Annotated in this window: 15 protein-coding genes; 14 read left to right on the top strand and 1 reads right to left on the bottom strand. The window is 40.7% G+C overall.

All coding sequences use genetic code 11. The features are described 5' to 3' along the window. Positions 1-25 precede the first annotated feature (25 nt). On the bottom strand, positions 26-2,254 hold the full coding sequence (locus JOC77_RS07130) for an alpha-galactosidase (RefSeq protein WP_204540835.1): 2,229 nt from the start codon (positions 2,252-2,254) through the stop codon (positions 26-28). Between the two features lie 654 nt (positions 2,255-2,908). On the opposite strand from JOC77_RS07130, the gene JOC77_RS07125 reads away from it, so the two are divergent. The 14 genes from JOC77_RS07125 (at position 2,909) to JOC77_RS07060 (ending at position 20,523) form a co-directional block, all read left to right on the top strand. Further along, on the top strand, positions 2,909-3,793 hold the full coding sequence (locus JOC77_RS07125; protein ID WP_204540832.1) for a carbohydrate ABC transporter permease: 885 nt from the start codon (positions 2,909-2,911) through the stop codon (positions 3,791-3,793). 20 nt (positions 3,794-3,813) lie between these two features. Next, the gene (locus tag JOC77_RS07120; protein WP_204540829.1) at positions 3,814-4,701 is read left to right on the top strand and encodes a carbohydrate ABC transporter permease; all 888 of its coding nucleotides are present in this window, start codon (positions 3,814-3,816) and stop codon (positions 4,699-4,701) included. A gap of 94 nt (positions 4,702-4,795) precedes the next feature. Then, positions 4,796-6,073, top strand: a complete 1,278-nt coding sequence (locus JOC77_RS07115) for an ABC transporter substrate-binding protein (RefSeq protein WP_204540826.1) — start codon at positions 4,796-4,798, stop codon at positions 6,071-6,073. Between the two features lie 63 nt (positions 6,074-6,136). Next, a complete protein-coding gene (locus JOC77_RS07110; RefSeq protein ID WP_204540824.1) occupies positions 6,137-6,730 on the top strand; it encodes a hypothetical protein in 594 nt (197 codons plus the stop codon). 37 nt (positions 6,731-6,767) lie between these two features. Continuing rightward, positions 6,768-7,883, top strand: coding sequence for a GDSL-type esterase/lipase family protein (locus JOC77_RS07105; protein ID WP_204540821.1), 1,116 nt, complete (start codon positions 6,768-6,770; stop codon positions 7,881-7,883). 405 nt (positions 7,884-8,288) lie between these two features. Further along, positions 8,289-8,528, top strand: coding sequence for a hypothetical protein (locus JOC77_RS07100; RefSeq protein ID WP_204540818.1), 240 nt, complete (start codon positions 8,289-8,291; stop codon positions 8,526-8,528). A gap of 165 nt (positions 8,529-8,693) precedes the next feature. Then, entirely contained in the window at positions 8,694-10,448 is a 1,755-nt protein-coding gene (locus JOC77_RS07095; RefSeq protein WP_204540815.1) for an ABC transporter ATP-binding protein, read from the top strand. Then, a complete protein-coding gene (locus JOC77_RS07090; protein ID WP_204540812.1) occupies positions 10,449-12,230 on the top strand; it encodes an ABC transporter ATP-binding protein in 1,782 nt (593 codons plus the stop codon). A gap of 225 nt (positions 12,231-12,455) precedes the next feature. Then, positions 12,456-13,430 carry an aldo/keto reductase family protein gene (locus JOC77_RS07085; RefSeq protein ID WP_204540809.1) on the top strand — a complete coding sequence of 325 codons (975 nt, stop codon included), beginning with the start codon at positions 12,456-12,458 and terminating at the stop codon, positions 13,428-13,430. Between the two features lie 41 nt (positions 13,431-13,471). Beyond that, positions 13,472-14,509, top strand: coding sequence for an oxidoreductase (locus JOC77_RS07080; protein WP_204540805.1), 1,038 nt, complete (start codon positions 13,472-13,474; stop codon positions 14,507-14,509). Between the two features lie 21 nt (positions 14,510-14,530). Next, positions 14,531-15,928, top strand: a complete 1,398-nt coding sequence (locus JOC77_RS07075; protein ID WP_204540802.1) for a glycoside hydrolase family 1 protein — start codon at positions 14,531-14,533, stop codon at positions 15,926-15,928. A gap of 112 nt (positions 15,929-16,040) precedes the next feature. Then, entirely contained in the window at positions 16,041-17,465 is a 1,425-nt protein-coding gene (locus tag JOC77_RS07070; protein WP_204541256.1) for a glycoside hydrolase family 1 protein, read from the top strand. A 206-nt stretch (positions 17,466-17,671) separates the two neighbouring features. Then, entirely contained in the window at positions 17,672-19,111 is a 1,440-nt protein-coding gene (locus JOC77_RS07065) for a glycoside hydrolase family 1 protein (protein WP_204540799.1), read from the top strand. Between the two features lie 164 nt (positions 19,112-19,275). Then, the gene (locus tag JOC77_RS07060; RefSeq protein WP_204540796.1) at positions 19,276-20,523 is read left to right on the top strand and encodes a sugar efflux transporter; all 1,248 of its coding nucleotides are present in this window, start codon (positions 19,276-19,278) and stop codon (positions 20,521-20,523) included. Positions 20,524-20,651: the final 128 nt, after the last annotated feature.

Below are 20,651 nucleotides of genomic sequence, written 5' to 3'. Positions count from 1 at the left end.
AATGATTAATCTCTTAAGTTGTGACTTATACTTCCTGCAAAACAAATAGTTTAGAAGAAAAATCTCCTGGTTTTTCCCGCTGCCAATATTCTGAGGCCCTGTCAGTAAAATCTTCTGCGAGTACGATCCCTACATTCATTAATTCATCGCCGTAATGAGTAGTTTCAATCCCTTGGATGGCATAAAGCTTATCCGCATCCAAGCCTGTTAATTTAATGCGGTAATACTTATCATTAGGCGTTGCTAAAACTTTATAATATCCTACAATAGCCTCTGTTTTATCTTCTGATACAACCATCCATGAAACTTCATTTGATTCAAAAGGATTTAACAGCCGGTAAAATTCTCCACTGCGGATCAGATTTCTTTTTTCTTTGAAAAATGTTATCTGCTCTTTTATTTTTTCCTTTTCTTCGTCACTTAATTTGGTGATATCCAGTTCGTATCCAAATGTACCAAAGTATGCAACATTTGCTCTTGTTTCAATTGGAGTCATTCTTCCTACCTGATGGTTCGGAACCGCTGATATATGGCTTCCGATGGAACTTAGTGGATAAACCATGGAGGTGCCGTACTGAATTTTCAGCCTTTCCGCTGCATCCGTATTGTCACTGGCCCACGCCTGTGGAGCATAATAGAGCATGCCTGGATCAAAACGGGCACCGCCGCCTGCACAGGATTCAAATAGAATCTCTGGATATTTTTCTATCAATCTTTCATATAGTCTGTATACTCCTAAAATATAGCGATGGGCTGTTTCTCCCTGACGGTCAGGTTCCAGACTTCTAGAATATGTTTCTGTCATATACCGATTCATATCCCATTTAATATAGGAGATTTTAGATGTGGAAATGATATGATCCATTAACGTAAAGATATGATCGACCACTTCTTCACGGGAGAAATCCAGGATAAATTGATTCCGGCCATGTGAAGCACGGCGGTCAGGGGCTGCGAGAATCCAATCTGGATGTTCTTTGAATAATTGGGTATCCTTACAGACCATTTCAGGCTCAAACCAGAGGCCGAATTTCATTCCCATATCATCGATTTTTTCAGACAAGCCTTTGATGCCATTCGGAAGTTTTTCTTTGTTTTCGAACCAGTCACCTAACGAGCTTGTGTCGTCATGGCGTTCTCCGAACCATCCATCGTCAAGGACGAATAATTCGATTCCCAAACTCTTGGCTGTTTTCGCAATGGTTAAGATTTTTTCTTCATTAAAATTAAAGTAAGTTGCTTCCCAGTTATTTATTAAGATAGGACGGACTTTATCACGCCAATATCCTCGCGCCAGGCGGGAACGATACAAGTGATGATAGGTCTGGCTCATTCCGTTTAATCCTTGATCAGAATAAACCATAACGCATTCAGGTGTTTGGAAGGATTCTCCGGGATTCAGCTTCCATTTAAACTGGAGGGGATTGATTCCCATCAATACACGGGTCACATCGTATGTATCGACCTCTACCTGGCCTAAAAAGTTACCGCTGTACACAAGGCTGAATCCAAAAACTTCTCCTGTATGTTCAGTCGCGTCAGGTCTTTTTAGAGCCAGAAATGGATTATGGGCATGGCTGCTAGCACCTCTTACGCTGTAAATGGATTGAATGCCTCTAGACAATTTCTGAACCTCAACATGCGCTTCGCGTGCCCAGGCTCCGTTTAGATGAAGCATTTCAAACTGGGCGTCAGGGAAATCTACGCTCGCGCTCATAGCATTCTCTAGATGAAAAGAATGCTCACCCTCATTGATGAATAGCGCATTCCGGCAAACAACATTACGTTTCGCATAGATGGTATAGCTGAGGATTAATCTGCTCTGCAGCACTTCATCTCTTAAAGTGATTTCTAGAGTATCAGCCTCAGAATCATCTTCCACATATACAGCCGGCAGGTTAGGAAGTTCCGGTTTTCCAGGAATGATTTCATATGAAAGAAATTGATAATTACTCACAGTGCTCCCATTCTTATCGGATATCATGTGAGCAGGATAGCGGTAATCTGTTGTTCCAAAGCTTGGATATTCTTGTTTAATATGTTCAAGTGAAGAAGTATGGTCCCCTTCGAACATATTACAGGATGGCCTGATTTCACGTTCGATTAAGTGTTTAAAAGAATCGCGGTGTTTAATTCTTTTTCCATAATACAAATGTTCTAACTGGCTGCTTTTTTCAAGCACTCTAAATATGTAGCTGATCTCTTCATTAAACAAGTGGAACTCTTTTGTTTTTGCATTAACCTTAATCGTCAAATGAATTCACCTCTTAATATAAGTAGCAAGATATATATCTGAAAACCCTTACAATTAACTTCACTTTAAATTGTAGCAAGTTCAGGAATTCATTACAAGATTTTATTAAGTAATCGATAAATTAATAGTAAGTTAGTTTATACTTTCCGTTTAGCAGGATGAATTCAGAGAGATGAATAATATCTAAGGAGTAAAGCATCCAAGATGGAAAGAAAGATTGAACTCGATGTTCATTAAGAGGAATTCAGGCGTCACCTTTTTTTGAAAAAAGAGGAATAAAGTATAGACAATTAAGAATATTTGGATATATAATCACCTTATTAAGTTAAATGATAAACTTTTGTAAAGTAAAAAAGTTTATTTTATTGACATAAAGCTTAACTATTTAACTTAAAATTATATTGCAAATGTAAAACAATGGAGTTAAGATAAAAGTGTAAATTGAAAAGGCTTTCATAAGATACCACAGATAATGATCACATAATCTCTGAGGCTTGTTATACCAGGAAGCTTGCAATTAACTCATTTAATACTTTCTTAACTTAATATGATCAACGTGGGGGGTTGTTACTTATTAAATTATGAAAAGGGTTACAAGTGGGATTTGTGAAAAAGAAACTTTTTGTTTATCTAGCAGGGAAGGCAGGGAGGCAGATGAATAAATCTAGAACATTTTTGTTTTATATGTTCATTTTACCGTGGTTAATTGGTTTCTTTATCTTTACAGCTGGCCCCATGATTTACTCTTTGTATATGTCTTTCACTGATTTTTCGGGGCTGGGCGCAGCAAATTGGGTAGGGTTAGAGAACTATAAAAAACTGTTTACAGGAGATCCGTTGTTCTGGCAGTCATTATGGAATACGATTTTTTACACAATCTTCGGTGTTCCGCTTGGTCTGGTAGTGGGGTATATGCTGGCAGTATTATTGAATGCAAATGTTAAGTTCATGGGCGTTTTCAGAACAATCTTTTACTTGCCATCCTTAGTGCCGACAGTAGCGAGTTCCTTACTATGGATCATCATCTTCCAACCTGATTTCGGTATCGCAAATGCTATATTGGACTTTTTCCATCTTCCTACATCTAATTGGCTGTTAAGTGAAGAAATGGTTAAACCTTCATTGATCATTATGAGTCTTTGGGGAGCGGGCGGCGGTATGGTGATTTATTTAGCCGGACTGCAGAGTGTTCCTGCCTCATTGTATGAAGCAGCTGAATTAGATGGAGCTGGAAGATTCAAAAAGTTTTGGCACATTACAATTCCAATGACTTCAAATGTTATCTTCTTCAACTTAATAATGGGGCTTATCGGCTCATTCCAGATCTTTACCCAGGCATATGTAGTCTCAAGCGGTAATGGCGGACCAAACTATAAATCTCTATTCTATGTATTCTATTTATACCAGGACGCATTTAAATTCTTTAAAATGGGTTACGCTTCAGCATTAGCATGGATATTATTTATCATTATCTTAATCTTTACTTTAATTCAATTTAAAGTATTCGGGAAAAAAGTCTACTACGAATACGATGAATAAGGGAAGGGAGGAGGACAAGCATGGAAATCGCAGAGGTAAAAGCAGCATCGCCCGTAAAGGAAAAGAAGACCCGCAGTATGAAGGTAGGAAAACGTATTGAGAGAATCTCTACATACGCGTTACTGGTTATTTTATCCACAGTTTTCATCTTTCCATTTTTATGGTTGATAGGAACCTCGTTAAAGCCGGAAAACGAGGCGATGACATTTCCGCCAACATTAATTCCAAAAGTATGGGATTTTGCTAATTATAAAGATGTGTTTACTCTCGTAAGTTTCGGTAAGTATTATCTTAACTCTATTATTGTCTCGTTCTTTGTGGTGCTGGGTACGGTTCTATCTTCGACTATCGTCGCGTATGGGTTCGCCCGGATCAAAGGTAAAGGGAGAAACTTCTGGTTCGTTATTTTGCTCGGAACGATGATGCTTCCTCCGCAGGTAACGATGATTCCGGTGTATATGATTTTCTCTAAGCTTGGCTGGATCAATACCTTTTTACCATTAATAGTTCCATCATTCTTTGGTAGCGCTTACTTCATTTTCTTGCTGCGCCAATTCTTTAAAACAATTCCAAAAGAACTTGAAGAATCTGCATATCTGGATGGATGCGGCACATTCGGTATCTTCTGGAGAATCGTTCTCCCGCTGTCCGTGCCATCCGTTATAACAGTAGCATTGCTAAGCTTTATGTGGACTTGGAATGATTTCCTATATCCGCTGATTTATTTAAATGATGATGCAAAATATACTCTTGCTCTTGGTATCCTGCAGTTTAAAGGTGCTTTATTAATTGAGTGGGGTCCAATGATGGCTGCAAGCGTCCTTATCATCCTGCCATTGATCATTCTCTTCTTCGTTGGTCAAAAATACTTTGTCCAGGGAATTGCGACAACAGGTGGAAAAGGGTAATTTTCTCTCATGCAGGTTTCTTAATGGGTACATACATTGATATTTATCCATTTGAAATATTTTTAAACTATATTACCTGGGGGGTAACTATTTAATGGGAAAGAAAAAAGGCTTAGGAATTTTAGTATTATCTTTAATTCTAGTTCTCTCTGCTTTCTTGACAGGCTGTTCAGGGTCAAGCTCTGATTCGGCGGGGGGCGGCGATTCCAAGTATGTAACACTTCGTATCCTGGTATGGAATAACAATCCTGAAGGAACAAAATTAGAAGGGGAAATTTTCAAAGCTTTTGAAAAGGAAAACCCTGGAATTAAAGTAAAGCAAGTATATGCGCCATATGATAAATTCAATGATAAATTCTTGACGATGTCTGCCGGCGGCGACCAGCCTGACCTGGTATGGATTCAGCCAGCTGCATTTGGACAGTTCGTTGGCAAAAACGTATTGATGGATCTTTCTGATAAGAAAATTGATAAAGATGCTTACATGCCAAACGTTCTTGAACTAGGGCAAGTAGAAGGTAAACAATTCGCGCTGATCCGTGATGCTTCTACTTTCCAATTAGGTTACAACAAAGATATGTTTGACGCTGCTGGTGTTCCTTATCCTAAAGATGACTGGACTTGGGATGACTTCCTGGCTGCAGCTAAGAAGTTAACAAAACAGAAAAATGGCAAGACTGTTCAATTCGGTATGGAAAACTTCTATACAAATGAACTGCTTGTTGAAAATGGCGGAGGCTTCGTGAGCCAGGATGGCAAAAAAGTAATCGTGGATTCTCCAGAGTCAATTGAAGCAATCCAATTTGGTTCAGATTTAATCAATAAACACCGTGTACAGCCTACTTCTGCACAGTCTCAAGGTTTATCAAATATGTTCCTTGCAGGCCAGGCAGCTATGAAAATGATGGGGCCATGGGATTGGGCGGATACTGCTAAAAATGCAAAATTCAAGTGGGATGTTGTTCCTCTTCCAGCAGGAAAAGCAGGGAATGTGTCAGCTGCTGCATACCTTCCAATTGGTATTGGTAAAGGCACAAAACATCCAGATGAAGCATTCAAACTTCTAACATTCCTATCTTCTGGTAAAGGCCAGGATATGCAGGTCGATACTATCTCTGCTGTTCCTGTAGTAAAACGTAACGCAGATAAGATTGAAACGATGAAAAATGCTCCAGAAAACGCCAAATCTTTAGCGGCTTCTCTCGCAAATGGTAAAACGGTAATGAATGCACCATACATCCCTGAGTATGCTGAAATTGCCAACAAAATTCAGCCGGTCATTGACAATATCAACTTAAAAGGCGGCAAAGACACTGAGAAACAGTTGAAGAAAATTGCCGACCAGATTCGAAAAGAATACAACTTGAAATAATAATGAAAGGGGTACTTGTTGGCCACAGCCGGCAAGTACCCTTTTTCCAAGAAGGTGAATGGAATGAATAAAAGCAGATTTATCGAAAGCCGTTTTCATGCTTTTACGGACATCACGTATGGTCTTGTTAAAGCCAGTTTACTATTTTGGGAATATCTAATCAGGAACTTTATAGTGTTTGGCATTGCCAAGTCTTTTTGTACGCTGCTTGAGACTGTCAACGAACTTTTTGCAGGAAGCGGGAAACCAGTCAGGGAACTCTTTCGTGAAAATAGCACTAAATATTCGTATAAAAAGCTCTCGCTGGTTGCGTTCCTTCTTATTATATATATCAGTGCCTTTATTATCCTCCCATTTCCAGAATCATTCAGCAGTTACTATGCATCAATCATTAAATTCGGCTGCCTTTATATTTTTCTATTAGGACTTGTGCTATTTTCCTATATCTCATGGAATCTTATATCAAAGGATGTAACGGTAAAACAAGCTGTTATGTATGGTTTCTATTTAATGGTTAAAAGATTTTTTAGATCGATTCTTTTAATCATCATTATACTGGCTATCATGTATGTCGCAGATATAAACTTTATTTTCTTCTTATTCTTTGCACCTGGAATTTTTGCGATGTGTGTAAGGTTTATATTACGGAAAATATGATAGATTCATACCGTTTACAAATGATGGAGGAATTAGTATGAAAACACAATCGGCGGCTGAAAGCTGGGTGGGTTCATGGAGTATTAGTCCCGTTGATTTTAGCCAATCACCGTTTTTTTTCAATAATCAGACCGTTCGGGCGGCGGTAAGGCTGTCCATTGGCGGGAATAAAATGAGACTGAAATTTTCAAATCGGTTTGGCGGCATGCCTGTTGTTTTATCTGAGGTTCATGTTTTTATTCATAGAACCGGCTTGAGACATCCTGTTTTATTTCAAGGAAGCCCTATGACTGGGCTTCAACCGTATCAAGAAGTCATCATTAGCGATCCGATTGATTTAGAGATACATGATCTGGAAGAAGTAAAAGTTAGTATGTTTTTCTCAGGAAACGAGACCATTGAAACAGCTTATCAGGGATCCTCCCGCGTAGCATCGATTCCTGGAAACAGTAGTAGTGAAGTCCACGTCCAAGAGGAACATCTGCATCCTGAAGAAGCGCTGCCATTACTAACAGGAATAGAATTGTATGCGAGTGAAACGTGCATGTCTGTGGTTACGTTTGGTGATTCCATCACCGCCATGGATTGGCCGGATTGCTTTGCTGAAATATTAGCGGAGGAATCGATGGAAATAGGTGTTTTGCGACAGGGAATCGGCGGAAATAAAGTGCTGACTGACAGTCCGGAAGCCTTTAAATATGGCGTGGCTGGAGTAGAGCGCTTTAAGCTGGACGCCCTGAACCACGCTGGTGTGAAAGCTATCATCGTTTTACACGGAGTAAATGATATTATCCATTCAGCTGGCAGTAATCCGATTTCACAGCCAGTAGATGCAGAAGAAATTATTGAGGGACTAAAACAATATATCGGCTGGGCACATGAAGAGAACATCCGAATTTGCGGAGCCACTTTGCTGCCTTTCGGAGGATATGAAGGCATTACTTCTATTGAAGAAAACAAGCGTCGAGCCATTAATGACTGGATCCGAAATTCTGGGGAATTTGATGCAGTCATCGACTTTGACAGGGCAGTCCGAAACCCGGACAAACCCCTAGAACTTCTGCCTGCATACGACTCTGGCGACCATCTGCATCCAAGCCGTGAAGGGGCTGAGGCAATGGCACGGTCGATTGACATAAATCTGTTTGTTTGAATGAGTTTTTCTGTGTGCGAATGAATAATTGTTAAAAGTGTAGTTTGGATGACAAGCGAGAGGGTTGAAGGTGGTTGCGAGCAAAAATATAAAATGCGAGCAACTTTAAGGTAAATGCGAGCAGAAAAACGAATGTGCGGGCAGCTGGATGTGGAGCGAGCAAGTTCATAGCGGTTGCGAGCAAAAATATAAAAATGCGAGCAAAAAAAAGAATGTACGGGCAGCTGGATGTGGAGCGAGCAAGTTCATGGCGGATGCGAGCAAAAATAAAAAAATGCGAGTAACTTTAAGGTAAACCGAGCAGAAAAAACGAATGTGCGGGTGAAGCGAGCAAGTTCTTAGCGGATGTGAGCAAAAATAAAAAAATGCGAGTAACTTTAAGGTAAATCGAGCAGAAAAACGAATGTGCGAGAGGGGGGGGGGGGGCAGCAGGATCTCTATATTATATTCCTTAAGCGGTCCCAGCAGGAAGATGGCCCTTGGCGTATCCTTGCTGACAATCTATTGGAGGATTCTATTCCATTCGGCCCCTATAATGATGTTCAGCCATTTTCGGGCATCTATTTCTATCTTATGATGGCGGCTAATACAGCAGGTGTTACTCCCTATTCCAATATTGTGAAAACAGATATAAAGCGAGAGTAAAACAGTAATTGTGAAAAACGAATCATTTTTAATTGCCATTCATAAGAAGGCCGTACACAAAATATGATTTGTTTAGGCTCTTTTTCCAGATTTAAAAAGAGAGTCCTGGCTCATTCTACCCAGACAGCCTTGTCTGGACTTCTGAGCTTGAGAAAGGAGGTAAATATGCATAGCTTGCGATGGGCCTGGAGCTACATACGCGAATATAAGGGCAGGTTTGCACTTGGCTTGCTGCTCGTGCTGGTTGTTTCGGCATTAAACATGCTTAACCCGTATATAGCAGGTAAGATCGTGGATGATGTTATTTATGGGCAGCAGAAGAATGTATTGGGGCCGCTGTTAGGAATAATGATTGGGTTTACTTTTTTTAGGACAATAGTACGGTATGGGTATCAAATGACGTTTGAAAAGCTGTCGCAGAATGTCATCTTCAAGATGAGGGCAAATTTGTATGACCGCCTTCATAAACTGGATTTCAGTTTCTACGATCAGACTAAAACAGGGGATATTATGGCCCGTATGACAGGTGATCTGGAAGCTGTCCGGCATTTTACCGCGTGGTCCATTTATATGATTTTTGAGAATGCTATGATTCTGCTATTTGCCATTGGGTTTATGTTTTATATTCATCCACCGCTGGCTCTGGCCATGCTGATGGTAACACCTTTTATTGGTTTCTTCGCTTTTCGGCTCACAGCCGATGTTCGTCCTACGTTTACCGAAATCAGGAATCAATTTGCCAGACTGAACTCAGTGGTGCAGGAAAACATCAGCGGGAACCGGGTTGTAAAAGCATTCGCTAAGGAAGAGTATGAAATCCAAAAATTTTCAGCCGAAAACGGTGCCTTTAAAGAAAAGAATTTGCAATCTGCGAAGATTTGGGAAAAATATCTTCCGATTCTGGATTCACTTGCAGGCGTGCTGACGGTGGTTATGATTTTAGCCGGAGGGATTATGGTGATCCACGGTTCCCTTACATTTGGTGAGCTGGTCATGTTCAATTCTCTGATCTGGGCCCTCAATAATCCAATGCGCATGGCAGGCTGGCTGATCAATGATGTACAGCGGTTCATTGCTTCTGCTGAAAAAGTGGAGGAGCTCTTGAAAACAGAACCAAAAATCATGAATCAAGAAACAGAGGCTGCCAAGGTAAAAAACTTTAATGGAGTCGTAGAGTTCGACCATGTGAATTTCAGCTATGGCGAAGGTCCTGTACTTAAGGATATAAACTTTAAGGCAAAACCAGGGCAGTCCGTCGCGATTATTGGTCCGACGGGCTCCGGTAAATCTACATTAGTAAATCTCCTAAGCCGTTTTTATGATGCCTCAAGCGGGGTAGTGAGAGTGGATGGCATCAATGTAAAAGATTGGGACATTCAAAGACTCCGGGATGGAATGGCTATGGTCATGCAGGATATTTTCCTTTTTTCGGATACAATTGAAGGAAATATCGCGTACGGAAGCCCTCAATCATCACTCGATTCTATACAGAATGCTGCAAGACTAGCAGAAGCGCATGACTTTATCTCTGCTTTACCGGAAGGTTACGACACGATTGTAGGAGAGCGGGGAGTGGGTCTTTCTGGAGGACAACGTCAGCGTATTGCTTTAGCCAGAGCGATACTAAAGGACCCGTCTATACTCATTTTGGATGATACAACCTCCAGTGTCGATATGGAGACTGAGCTGCGGATCCAAACTACCCTGCAATCTATTCATCAGTGTAAAACCCGCTTTATTGTTGCCCACAGAATTTCTTCAGTAAAAGAAGCGGATTTAATCCTCGTGATGGAGAACGGAAGAATTATTGAAAGAGGAAAGCATACAGAACTGATTAAGAAGAAGGGCTATTACTATAATGTGTATAAAAACCAGTATGGAAACTTTGATCATAAGCAGCATGGCAAGGAAGTGATATAAATGGCCCGTAATAAATTTGATGTTGATGAAGAGCTGGATACCCCATTTAGTATCACTCATCTGAAGAGGCTGTTTGTTTATATTAAACCATACAAAAAGAAGATCATCCTGACGGTTCTCATCATGCTGATCGCAAGTGGTGCGAACTTAATCGGCCCGTATTTAATCAAACAGGCTATTGATGAAGAAATACCAGGCAAAGATATCCCGGGTCTTTTTCTTTTGTCAGCGATCTACTTATTTGCACTGATTATAACTGGAATATGCATGAAATACCGGATCAGGATCATGTCCCAAATTGGGCAGAGTATTATCCAGAATATCCGTAAAGATTTATTTACACATTTACAGTCTCTTTCCTTTTCTTTTTATGACAGCAGACCGCATGGGAAAATTTTAGTCCGTGTAGTAAATTATGTGAATTCGTTAAGTGATTTACTGTCAAATGGTTTGATCAATTTAATCACTGATATGTTTAGTCTCGCCGTCATTATTGGGTTTATGCTCGTTATTGATGTGAAGCTGACACTTCTCGCTATGCTTGGCTTTCCGGTACTTGCAGGTATTATCTTCCTAATTAAAAATGCCCAGCGTAAAGCCTGGCAGGATCTGAGCAATAAACAATCCAATATGAACGCTTATATTCATGAAAGCATTAATGGAATTAAAGTGACACAGGCCTTTACAAGGGAGAGCGAGAACAAAAGAATCTTCCAGGAGGTTTCTGGTGAGTATCGAAGCTCTTGGATGAAGGCTGTCTATATTCAGTTCCTTCTCTGGCCTTCTATTGAAAACATTTCAGTTCTGACTGTTTCCTTTATCTATGTGATGGGGATATCCATGATTGGCGATGGTGTGACTGTGGGTTCATTGATAGCGTTCATCGGGTATATCTGGATGTTCTGGACACCGCTCGCAAACATCGGAAATTTCTATAATGCCATTATTAATGCCATGGCGTATCTAGAACGAATCTTTGAAATGATGGATGAGAAGCCGACTGTTACAAGTGACCCCGAGAGCAAGGACCTGGGTATGATCAAAGGGAAGGTAGAGTTCGATGATGTGGTGTTTGGCTATGAAGGCGAAGACCGGACCCTTAAAGGAATCAATTTTAAAGCCAATCCAGGAGATACTATTGCCCTTGTCGGAGCAACCGGCTCGGGAAAAACGACAATCGTCAGCCTGATCAGCCGCTTTTATGACATTAACAGCGGATCCATCAAAATAGACGATGTAGATATTAAGACCGTTACCATTCACTCCCTTAGGAAACAAATGGGGGTTATGCTTCAGGATCCTTTTATTTTTTCTGGTACGATCATGGACAATATCCGTTATGGACGATTAGACGCAGCAGATGAAGAAGTGATCGCAGCTGCGAAAGCAGTCCAGGCTGACCCCTTTATCAGCGAATTGAAAGATGGATATCAAACAGAGGTAAATGAAAGAGGGACCAGGCTTTCTACCGGGCAAAGGCAGCTTATCTCGTTTGCAAGGGCACTGCTGGCAGATCCTAAGATTCTTATCTTGGATGAAGCTACATCTTCTATTGATACAGAAACGGAGCTTGCTCTTCAGAGGGGTCTTGAAACACTGCTTGCAGACAGAACTTCCTTTATCATTGCTCACCGTCTTTCAACGATTCAAAATGCAACGCGCATTCTGTTTATTGAAAACGGCAGAATTATAGAAGAAGGGACACATCAGGAATTACTTAATCAAAAAGGACATTATTGGAAGCTCCATAAGTCCCAGCATCACACATTAGAGGTTAGTTAAAAAAGAAATTGAGTAATTGTCTATACTTATTAATTTAAAGAATAGACATATATAAAAATAGATTTATAATAGTAGATGAAAGCGTTTTAGAAAACAGCGGGAAGACAGCTGCATCGATTAATTACGAAGCAATTTTTTCAGTGGTGATCAACCAGGTTTCGGAGGCTCTCTATCGTAACTTAATTAAACTATGGAAAGAGCCTCCATAAAACAGGAGGTATGGACATGCAGTATAGGAGATTAGGAAGATCCGGTCTAAAGGTAAGTGAGATTGGTTTAGGAAGCTGGCTGACATACGGAACTGCAGTCGAAGAGGATAAGTCAGCTGCCTGTATTCACAAGGCATATGAGCTGGGCGTTACCTTTTTTGATACAGCTAATGCGTATAACAAGGGAGCTGCGGAACGGGTTCTTGGGGAGGCATTAAAAGAATATCAGCGCTCAAGCTATGTGCTGGCAACAAAGGTCTTTTTTTCAATGGGCAAAGGTCCCAACGAGCGCGGTTTATCTAGAAAACATATTATCGAGCAATGTGAAGCAAGCTTAAAACGTCTTGGGGTAGATTATATCGATTTATATCAATGCCATCGTTACGATCCGGAAACACCAGTGGATGAAACGTTAAGGGCTTTAGACGATTTAGTGTCTCAGGGTAAAATTCTATATGCCGGCGTCAGCGAATGGTCGGCAGCACAGATCACAGATGCAGTACATATAGCAAGAGCACAACATTTAAGACCGCTTATTTCTAATCAGCCCATCTATAATATGCTCGTTAGGTATATCGAAAAAGACGTTCTGCCGGTAAGTGAGAAGGAAGGACTTGGGCAAGTTGTATTCTCACCGCTGGCACAGGGAATTCTGACTGGCAAGTATAAGCCGGGACAGGAGGTGCCTTCAGCAAGCAGGGCAGCAAATGAAGGGACAAACACCTGGATTAACAGCTATCTGAACGATGATGTGCTGACTCGAGTGGAAAAGCTTGCGATAATTGCAAAGAGCCTTGATGTAGAATTGTCTCAGTTAGCACTAGCATGGGTGTTGAGACAGCCAGGGGTCAGCTCCGCTATCATCGGTGCCAGCCGCCCTGAGCAGGTAGAACAAAACGTTAAGGCATCCGGGCTTGAGATTCCTCAAAACATCCTGGATGAAATTGATTCTGTTTTGGAAGAAATCAGAGGTTTTGTTCCAATCTGGTAACCCGCTTGAAAATCCTGCTACCTATAAATTGGAGGGAAGTTATGAAATTAAAAATCGGGTTTATTGGTTTTGGAAAGAGTACAAATCGATATCATCTTCCCTATGTATTGCAAAGGGATTCTCTTGAGGTCAGCAAAATTTACTCGAAAACTAGAAAACCAGACGTAGAGGAACAATATAAGTCCTGCGGCATCGAGTTCACATCGGAGATCGATGATATACTTCAGGATCCGGACATACAGCTTGTTTCCATCTGCACATCACACGCTTCCCATTACGAGTTTGCAAGAAGGAGCCTTGAGCATAATAAACATGTTCTGGTGGAGAAACCATTTGTCACAACACTAGCGGAGGCAAAAGATCTAATCAATCTTGCAAAAGAAAAGAACCTAGTTATTATGCCGTTTCAAAATAGACGGTTCGATAGTGATTTCCTTGCATTAAAACAAGTGCTTTCAAGTGGCCGTATTGGGAATATAGTAGAAATCGAATCCCATTTCGATTACTTCAGAACCGAATATCCGGATAATCACGGCAAGAAAATGGACGGGGCTTTTTATGGCCTGGGTGTTCACACCATAGACCAGATCATATCTTTATTCGGCAGACCTGATAAGGTTTACACAGATATCAGGTCGGTTCGAAATCCTAATAATCCGGATGATTATTATCATGTTGAGCTTTTTTATCAACATTTTAAAGCCATCGTGAAAACCAATCATTTAGTCAAGATCCCGTATCCTAAGTTCACTCTCCTTGGAACAAAAGGAAGCTTTGTTAAATATGGAATTGATAGACAGGAAGAATGTCTGAAAGCCGGGATGACTCCAGATCAGAGCGGGTTTGGGCTGGATCCTGAAGAATCTTATGGGAAAGTTCAATTCGAAGACTCTGATGGAAGTCATTTTGAGAAGATTATTACACCAAAGGGAGATTATGGCCGTGTGTATGATAATCTGTACCAAGCTGTTATGAATGGCAAAAAGAAGCTGGTAAGCGATGAAGAAATTCTTACCGTTATGGAAATTTTAGAAGAGGGTATTCAGGGTGAAAATCCTAAAATATATACATTAAATTAAAAGGCGAGAGGGGAAAAAATCATGGTAAAAAACAATGAAAAGGCTTTTCCTGAAGGATTTTTCTGGGGAGGAGCTGTAACATCATTCCAAACTGAGGGTGCCTGGAACGAAGGCGGAAAAGGACCTTCTATCGTGGATGCACGTCCTGTAAAAGAAGGCCAGTCTGACTGGAAAACCGCAGTTGATTTTTACCACCGTTATAAGGAAGATATCGCTCTATTTAAAGAAATGGGCTTTAATGCATATCGGACAAGCATTTCCTGGTCAAGAATTTTCCCTGACGGTGAAGGGGAAGTAAATGAAGAAGGCCTGCAGTTTTATGATGATTTATTTGATGAAATGATTGCAAATGGAATTCAGCCGGTTATCACTCTTTATCACTTCGATTTACCACTGGCTTTAAGAGAGAAATATAATGGGTTCGCTTCAAGAGAAGTGGTGAATCTATTTGACCGCTATGCAAGAACGGTATTTAAACGCTATGGCCATAAAGTCAAATACTGGCTGACATTCAACGAGCAGAATCTTGTGCTGACAAACCCGGATTTCTGGGGTGTGAAGCTTGATGGCGCAGAAAATGAAGAGGCATTAAAATATCAGGTTACACATAATGCGTTTATTGCCCATGCCAAAGCGGTTAAATCCCTTCATGAACTAGTTCCGGGCGGGCAGATGGCTGGAATGGTAACTTATATGACAACATACCCAAATACTTGCAAGCCAGAGGACGCTATTGCAAACATGAAAGCTAAGGAACTTTTAGTAGATTTCTATTTTGATGTTTTTGCACACGGCGAATATCCTTCTTATGTAACAAGTGACCTGAAGCGGAAAGGAATCATGCCCCAATTTGAAGAAGGCGATGCTGCACTGTTAAAAGAAAATACAGTGGATTATTTAAGCATCAGCTATTATCAGAGCCAGACAGTCAGCGCTGAAAAAGCAGATGGCAAATGGCTGATCTCTGGAGTTACTCCAAACCCGGGCCTAAAGACAAACGAATGGGGCTGGGCGATTGATCCAATCGGTTTAAGAGTGTGCCTGAAAGATATGTATGCACGGTACAGACTGCCTATCTTCATTACGGAAAACGGAATTGGTGTACGAGAGGAATTAAATGAAAATAATACGGTTGAAGATGATTACCGGATTGAATATTTAAGTGAACACATCAATCAGGTGAAGCTGGCGATCGAAGAGGGAGTAGATGTATTCGGCTACCTTACATGGGGTTCGACGGATCTGATCAGCTCAGGCGGATCATTTGAAAAGCGTTATGGCTTCGTATTTGTTAACAGGGGCGAAACCGATTTAAGAGATTTAAAGAGATATAAGAAGAAGAGCTTTGACTGGTATAAGAAAGTCATTGCCACAAACGGCGCTGACTTGTCATCTAAAGAAAGCGTTTCTGTTAAATAACTTTATGTATGCTGATCTTGTGAAATGGTAAAAATAGAAATGGAGATTAGTATTTTACCTAATCTCCATTTCTATTTTATGCTGAGGAGGAAAGATAGTGGAAAACCTTATCATGTCTGTCCCGCGTGACTTCATCCTGGGCGCTGCTTCTTCCGCCTGGCAGACTGAGGGCTGGAGCGGCAAGAAAGAAACACAGGATTCATATATTGATCTCTGGTACAAAAACAATAAACATGTCTGGCATAACGGGTATGGACCTGCTGTAGCTACGGACTATTATAATCGCTATAGAGAAGATGCCGCTTTGATGAAAGAAATAGGATTGACACATTACCGGACCTCCATTAACTGGTCCCGTTTTCTCACTGACTATGAAAATGGAAATGTCGATGAAGAGTATGCAGCATATGTTGACTCTATGATCAATGAATTAATCCAACAAGGTGTCGAACCGATGATTTGCTTAGAGCATTATGAGCTGCCAGCGGTTTTATTAGAAACTTATGGCGGCTGGGGCTCGAAGCATGTTGTGGAGCTGTTTGTGAAATATGCAGAAAAGGTTTTTGAACGCTATGGAGAACGTGTGAAACACTGGTTCACCTTTAACGAGCCTATAGTTGTACAAACAAGAGTATACTTAGACGCTATCCGCTATCCCTTTGAACAAAATACCCGTAAATGGATGCAGTGGAACTTCAACAAATCTCTAGCAACAGCGAAAGTTGTTCAGTTGTTTAAAGAAAAAGGATACAAAGAAAAGTACGGCTCAAAGATCGGCGTGATTTTAAATCCAGAAGTAACATATGCCCGTTCAAGTGCAAAGCACGATCAAGATGCTGCCAGGATATATGACTTGTTTTTTTATAGAGTATTCATGGATCCTTCCATAAAAGGTGAATATCCTGCGGAGCTTCTTGAGTTAATGGAGAAACACGATATAGTATTTGAAGCTGCGGATTCGGAGCTAGAGATCATAAAAGAGAATACGGTTGATTATGTAGGTTTAAATTTATACTTCCCGCATAGGGTTAAAGCGAGAACAACAGCCTGGAATGAAGAAGTACCATTCCATCCGGCTTTCTATTACGAAATGTTTGAGCTTCCTGGGAGAAAGATGAATCCTTTCCGCGGCTGGGAAATCTATCCGCAAATTATGCTTGATATGGCTCTTCGGATGAGGGATGAATACGGAAATATCGAATGGTTTATCGCGGAAAATGGCATGGGTGTAGAAAATGAATTCAACTATAAAAATGAACAGAAGATGATTCAGGATGATTACAGAATTGAATTTATCAGCGAGCATTTAAAATGGCTGTTAAAAGGGATAGAAGAGGGCTCAAATTGTTCAGGTTACATGCTATGGGCATTCACAGATAATGTATCCCCGATGAACGCATTCAAAAATAGGTATGGTTTGGTGGAAATCGACCTTGACGAAAACCGAAACCGAAGGATGAAGAAATCTGCTTATTGGTATCAAGAGCTTATCAAGAAAAGAGAAATATCAGTAAAAAACGATCAATTATACAAATAAGGGTTTGAGACAAGGAATTTAGAGAAAAAGGATAAAGATATTTTCTGAATTTTGAAAATTAAATGTATATACATTTAACACTAAACATATATAATTATTTGTGTAAGCGGATAATCAGCTCTGTTTTGAAAACGATATCAAAACAATTTTTTTGATTTATTGTGCATTAGAGATATCTTGTTACTAAACTTGAAGGAGTGAAACATATGATACATAACAAACTTACCCCTTTTCCAAAAGACTTTTTATGGGGTGCAGCTTCTGCAGCGTATCAGGTAGAAGGAGCATGGAATGAGGACGGAAAAGGAGTGTCAAACTGGGACCAATTTGTACGAATCCCTGGTAAAACATTTAAAGGTACAACCGGAGATGTGGCTGTCGATCACTATCATCGTTATAAGGAAGACGTTCGCTTAATGGCTGAAATGGGAATGAGAGCATACCGTTTTTCAGTCGCCTGGACACGGATATTTCCAAATGGCAAAGGAGAAATCAATCCCAAAGGCTTAGAGTTCTATAACAACTTAATTAATGAGTTGAAAGCTAATAACGTTGAACCGATTCTTACGCTCTACCACTGGGATTTGCCACAAGCACTTCAGGATGAATACGGCGGCTGGGAATCAAGAAACATCATAAAAGATTTCACTGCCTACAGTGTGGAATTATTCAAGCAGTTTGGCGCTAGGGTTAAGTATTGGGTCAGCTTAAATGAACAGAATATTTTTACGGGACTCGGTTACCGCATGGCCGCTCATCCGCCGGGAGTGAAGGATGACAAGCTGTTTTACCAGGTAAACCACCATGCGAATTTAGCCAATGCCAGTGTAATTAAGGAATTCCGCAAATATGTTCCAGACGGGAAGATCGGACCGAGCTTTGCTTACTCCCCTGCGTATGCTGCCTCCTCAAATCCTAAAGATATCATTGCGGCTGAAAATGCTGAAGAATTAAACAGCCACTGGTGGATGGATATCTATGCTTGGGGCAAATATCCGAAGTCGGCTTGGAGCTACTTAGAAAAAAACAATCTGGCACCTGCTGTGGAAGAAGGAGATTTCGAATTATTAAAAGAGAGCAAGCCCGATTTCATGGGACTGAATTATTATCAGACAACTACATTTGAGGAGAATCCGATAGAAGGCGGAGTTACTGCAGGTGAAATGAATACGTCTGGCAAAAAAGGAACTTCCAAGGATGGAGGAATTCCAGGAGTATTCAAGACGGTGTCAAATCCTAATCTTGAAAGAACAAACTGGGATTGGAATATCGACCCGAATGGACTGCGAATTGCCCTTCGCCGAATTACCGGCCGTTACAATCTGCCTATTTTAATCAGCGAAAATGGGTTAGGGGAATATGACAAATTAGAAGAAAATGATGTCGTGAATGATGATTACCGGATCGACTTTGTTCGATCCCATGTTGAAGCCATGCAGGAAGCAATTTCTGATGGAGTAGATTTGATGGGGTATTGTGTATGGTCCTTTACAGATTTATTAAGCTGGCTGAATGGCTTTCAGAAACGATATGGCTTTGTATATGTCAATCAGCATGAAGAAGGGGAACATGATCTCCGCCGCATCAAGAAAAAGAGTTTTCACTGGTATAAAGAATTAATTGAAACAAATGGAGAAAAACTCTAAAAAATTACGAGAGAATCAATCGACCTTTCGTCCTTAGGGCGGGGTGGGGATATTGGGAAACTATTGAATTCCTGCAGATAAGAAAGGCTTCCATTTCACTCAGAAGTCCAGGTTACTTTTTACATGAATGGATTTGATAGATAACCAAACGGGGATTGATAACAATGAAAAATAAAAACGTGCTGGCTGCTCTTAAAGAAAGATTGCTCTTTATTTGGAGGATTCCCTCCTTACCGGTCCTATTTCTGCTTAATATCCTCTATGGTCTTGGCATGTCCTTCTTTGCCCCTTTTTCTTCACTCTTTGGAATCGATGAAGTAGGGATGAGCAATATCGGTTTCGGGCTGTTTATGACCATTATGGCGGTTGGCGGTGTGGTGATCAGCAGCTATATAGCAAAGAAGTCTGATACAACATTAAGCCGCAGGAAAATTCTTATTTATTCGTCTTTAGCCGGCGCGCTTGGATATATACTCTTTGCCTATCTGCGCAATTACTATGCGCTTGCATTAACTGGTTTTTTCGTGCTTGGGAGCGCGGCTGCGACTGTCCCGCAGCTATGGGCATATGCCAGGGATGCGCTGACTAATGCTAAAGTGCCAAGTGAAGAAACACCGCTCATTATGAACATTTTCCGGATGTTTTTTGCTCTGGCATGGGTAGGAGGGCCGGCGCTGGGAGCATGGCTCGTGATGGTGTTTGATTTCAAAGGATTGTTCTTTTTTGTAGCTGCCTGTTATTTGCTGGGCATGTTAACCGCTATTTTTCTTTTAAAAGATATTGAACGGCAGGAAGTGCCCAATCAAGAAACAATCAAGGTTAAAAAGTATATCAGCAAGCCTCATATACTTGCGAATCTCGCAGCTGCTTTTCTTCTTTATGCAGCATCCTCAATCCACATGCTGAATGTACCTCTATTTGTTACTAAGGTACTGCACGGGACAGAAATGCAAGTTGGGATTATCTTTAGCGTAGCACCAATTTTCGAAGTTCCCATGATGATTATCATTGGGATGATGGCAACAAAAATGGATAATTCCATATTAATAAAAATCGGCTACTTCATGGCCTTTATTTACTTTTTAATATTCGGATTCGTTTCTGAACCTTGGCAGATTTATCCGCTTCAGATTTTAAGCGCTGCTCAAATATCAATTACGGCAGGGATTGCCATAGCTTATTTTCAGGATTTTATCCCTGAAGCGCCGGGTACAGCAACAACCCTGTATATGAATACTACACAAATCGGCTCAACAGCTGGGTATCTTCTATTCGGCTTAATTTCGTCCATGATCAGCTATGGTCAGATGATTACAATCTACACCATTTTCGCTGCCATCGGCTGCTTATTCATAACTGTCTATGGCAAAGAAAGAATAGCAGGTTCAAAGAGTAAAGGTATGAGTGTTTAGGAGGATAGCAGCGTTTAAAGCTCCGCATACAAATTTACTAGTGCTGCAGGCGGAGCAGTTCAAACGGCACCAGGCAGTAAGAAATATGGGCAGAGAAAGCCAAAATGGAAAAAAACAGGTTTCTCAGA

Origin of the sequence: Peribacillus deserti, assembly GCF_016909175.1 — a bacterium.
GTDB lineage: Bacteria > Bacillota > Bacilli > Bacillales > DSM-1321 > Paraperibacillus > Paraperibacillus deserti.
The sequence above is the reverse complement of the archived record's forward strand: the minus strand, read 5'-3'. Positions and strand labels throughout refer to the sequence as shown.

What these genes read in the sequence shown, in the direction of transcription:
- JOC77_RS07125 (WP_204540832.1), top strand. Translation starts at nt 2,909, where the DNA reads ATGAATAAATCTAGAACATTTTTGTTTTATATGTTCATTTTACCGTGG.
- JOC77_RS07120 (WP_204540829.1), top strand. Translation starts at nt 3,814, where the DNA reads ATGGAAATCGCAGAGGTAAAAGCAGCATCGCCCGTAAAGGAAAAGAAG.
- JOC77_RS07115 (WP_204540826.1), top strand. Translation starts at nt 4,796, where the DNA reads ATGGGAAAGAAAAAAGGCTTAGGAATTTTAGTATTATCTTTAATTCTA.
- JOC77_RS07110 (WP_204540824.1), top strand. Translation starts at nt 6,137, where the DNA reads ATGAATAAAAGCAGATTTATCGAAAGCCGTTTTCATGCTTTTACGGAC.
- JOC77_RS07105 (WP_204540821.1), top strand. Translation starts at nt 6,768, where the DNA reads ATGAAAACACAATCGGCGGCTGAAAGCTGGGTGGGTTCATGGAGTATT.
- JOC77_RS07095 (WP_204540815.1), top strand. Translation starts at nt 8,694, where the DNA reads ATGCATAGCTTGCGATGGGCCTGGAGCTACATACGCGAATATAAGGGC.
- JOC77_RS07090 (WP_204540812.1), top strand. Translation starts at nt 10,449, where the DNA reads ATGGCCCGTAATAAATTTGATGTTGATGAAGAGCTGGATACCCCATTT.
- JOC77_RS07085 (WP_204540809.1), top strand. Translation starts at nt 12,456, where the DNA reads ATGCAGTATAGGAGATTAGGAAGATCCGGTCTAAAGGTAAGTGAGATT.
- JOC77_RS07080 (WP_204540805.1), top strand. Translation starts at nt 13,472, where the DNA reads ATGAAATTAAAAATCGGGTTTATTGGTTTTGGAAAGAGTACAAATCGA.
- JOC77_RS07075 (WP_204540802.1), top strand. Translation starts at nt 14,531, where the DNA reads ATGGTAAAAAACAATGAAAAGGCTTTTCCTGAAGGATTTTTCTGGGGA.
- JOC77_RS07070 (WP_204541256.1), top strand. Translation starts at nt 16,041, where the DNA reads ATGTCTGTCCCGCGTGACTTCATCCTGGGCGCTGCTTCTTCCGCCTGG.
- JOC77_RS07065 (WP_204540799.1), top strand. Translation starts at nt 17,672, where the DNA reads ATGATACATAACAAACTTACCCCTTTTCCAAAAGACTTTTTATGGGGT.
- JOC77_RS07060 (WP_204540796.1), top strand. Translation starts at nt 19,276, where the DNA reads ATGAAAAATAAAAACGTGCTGGCTGCTCTTAAAGAAAGATTGCTCTTT.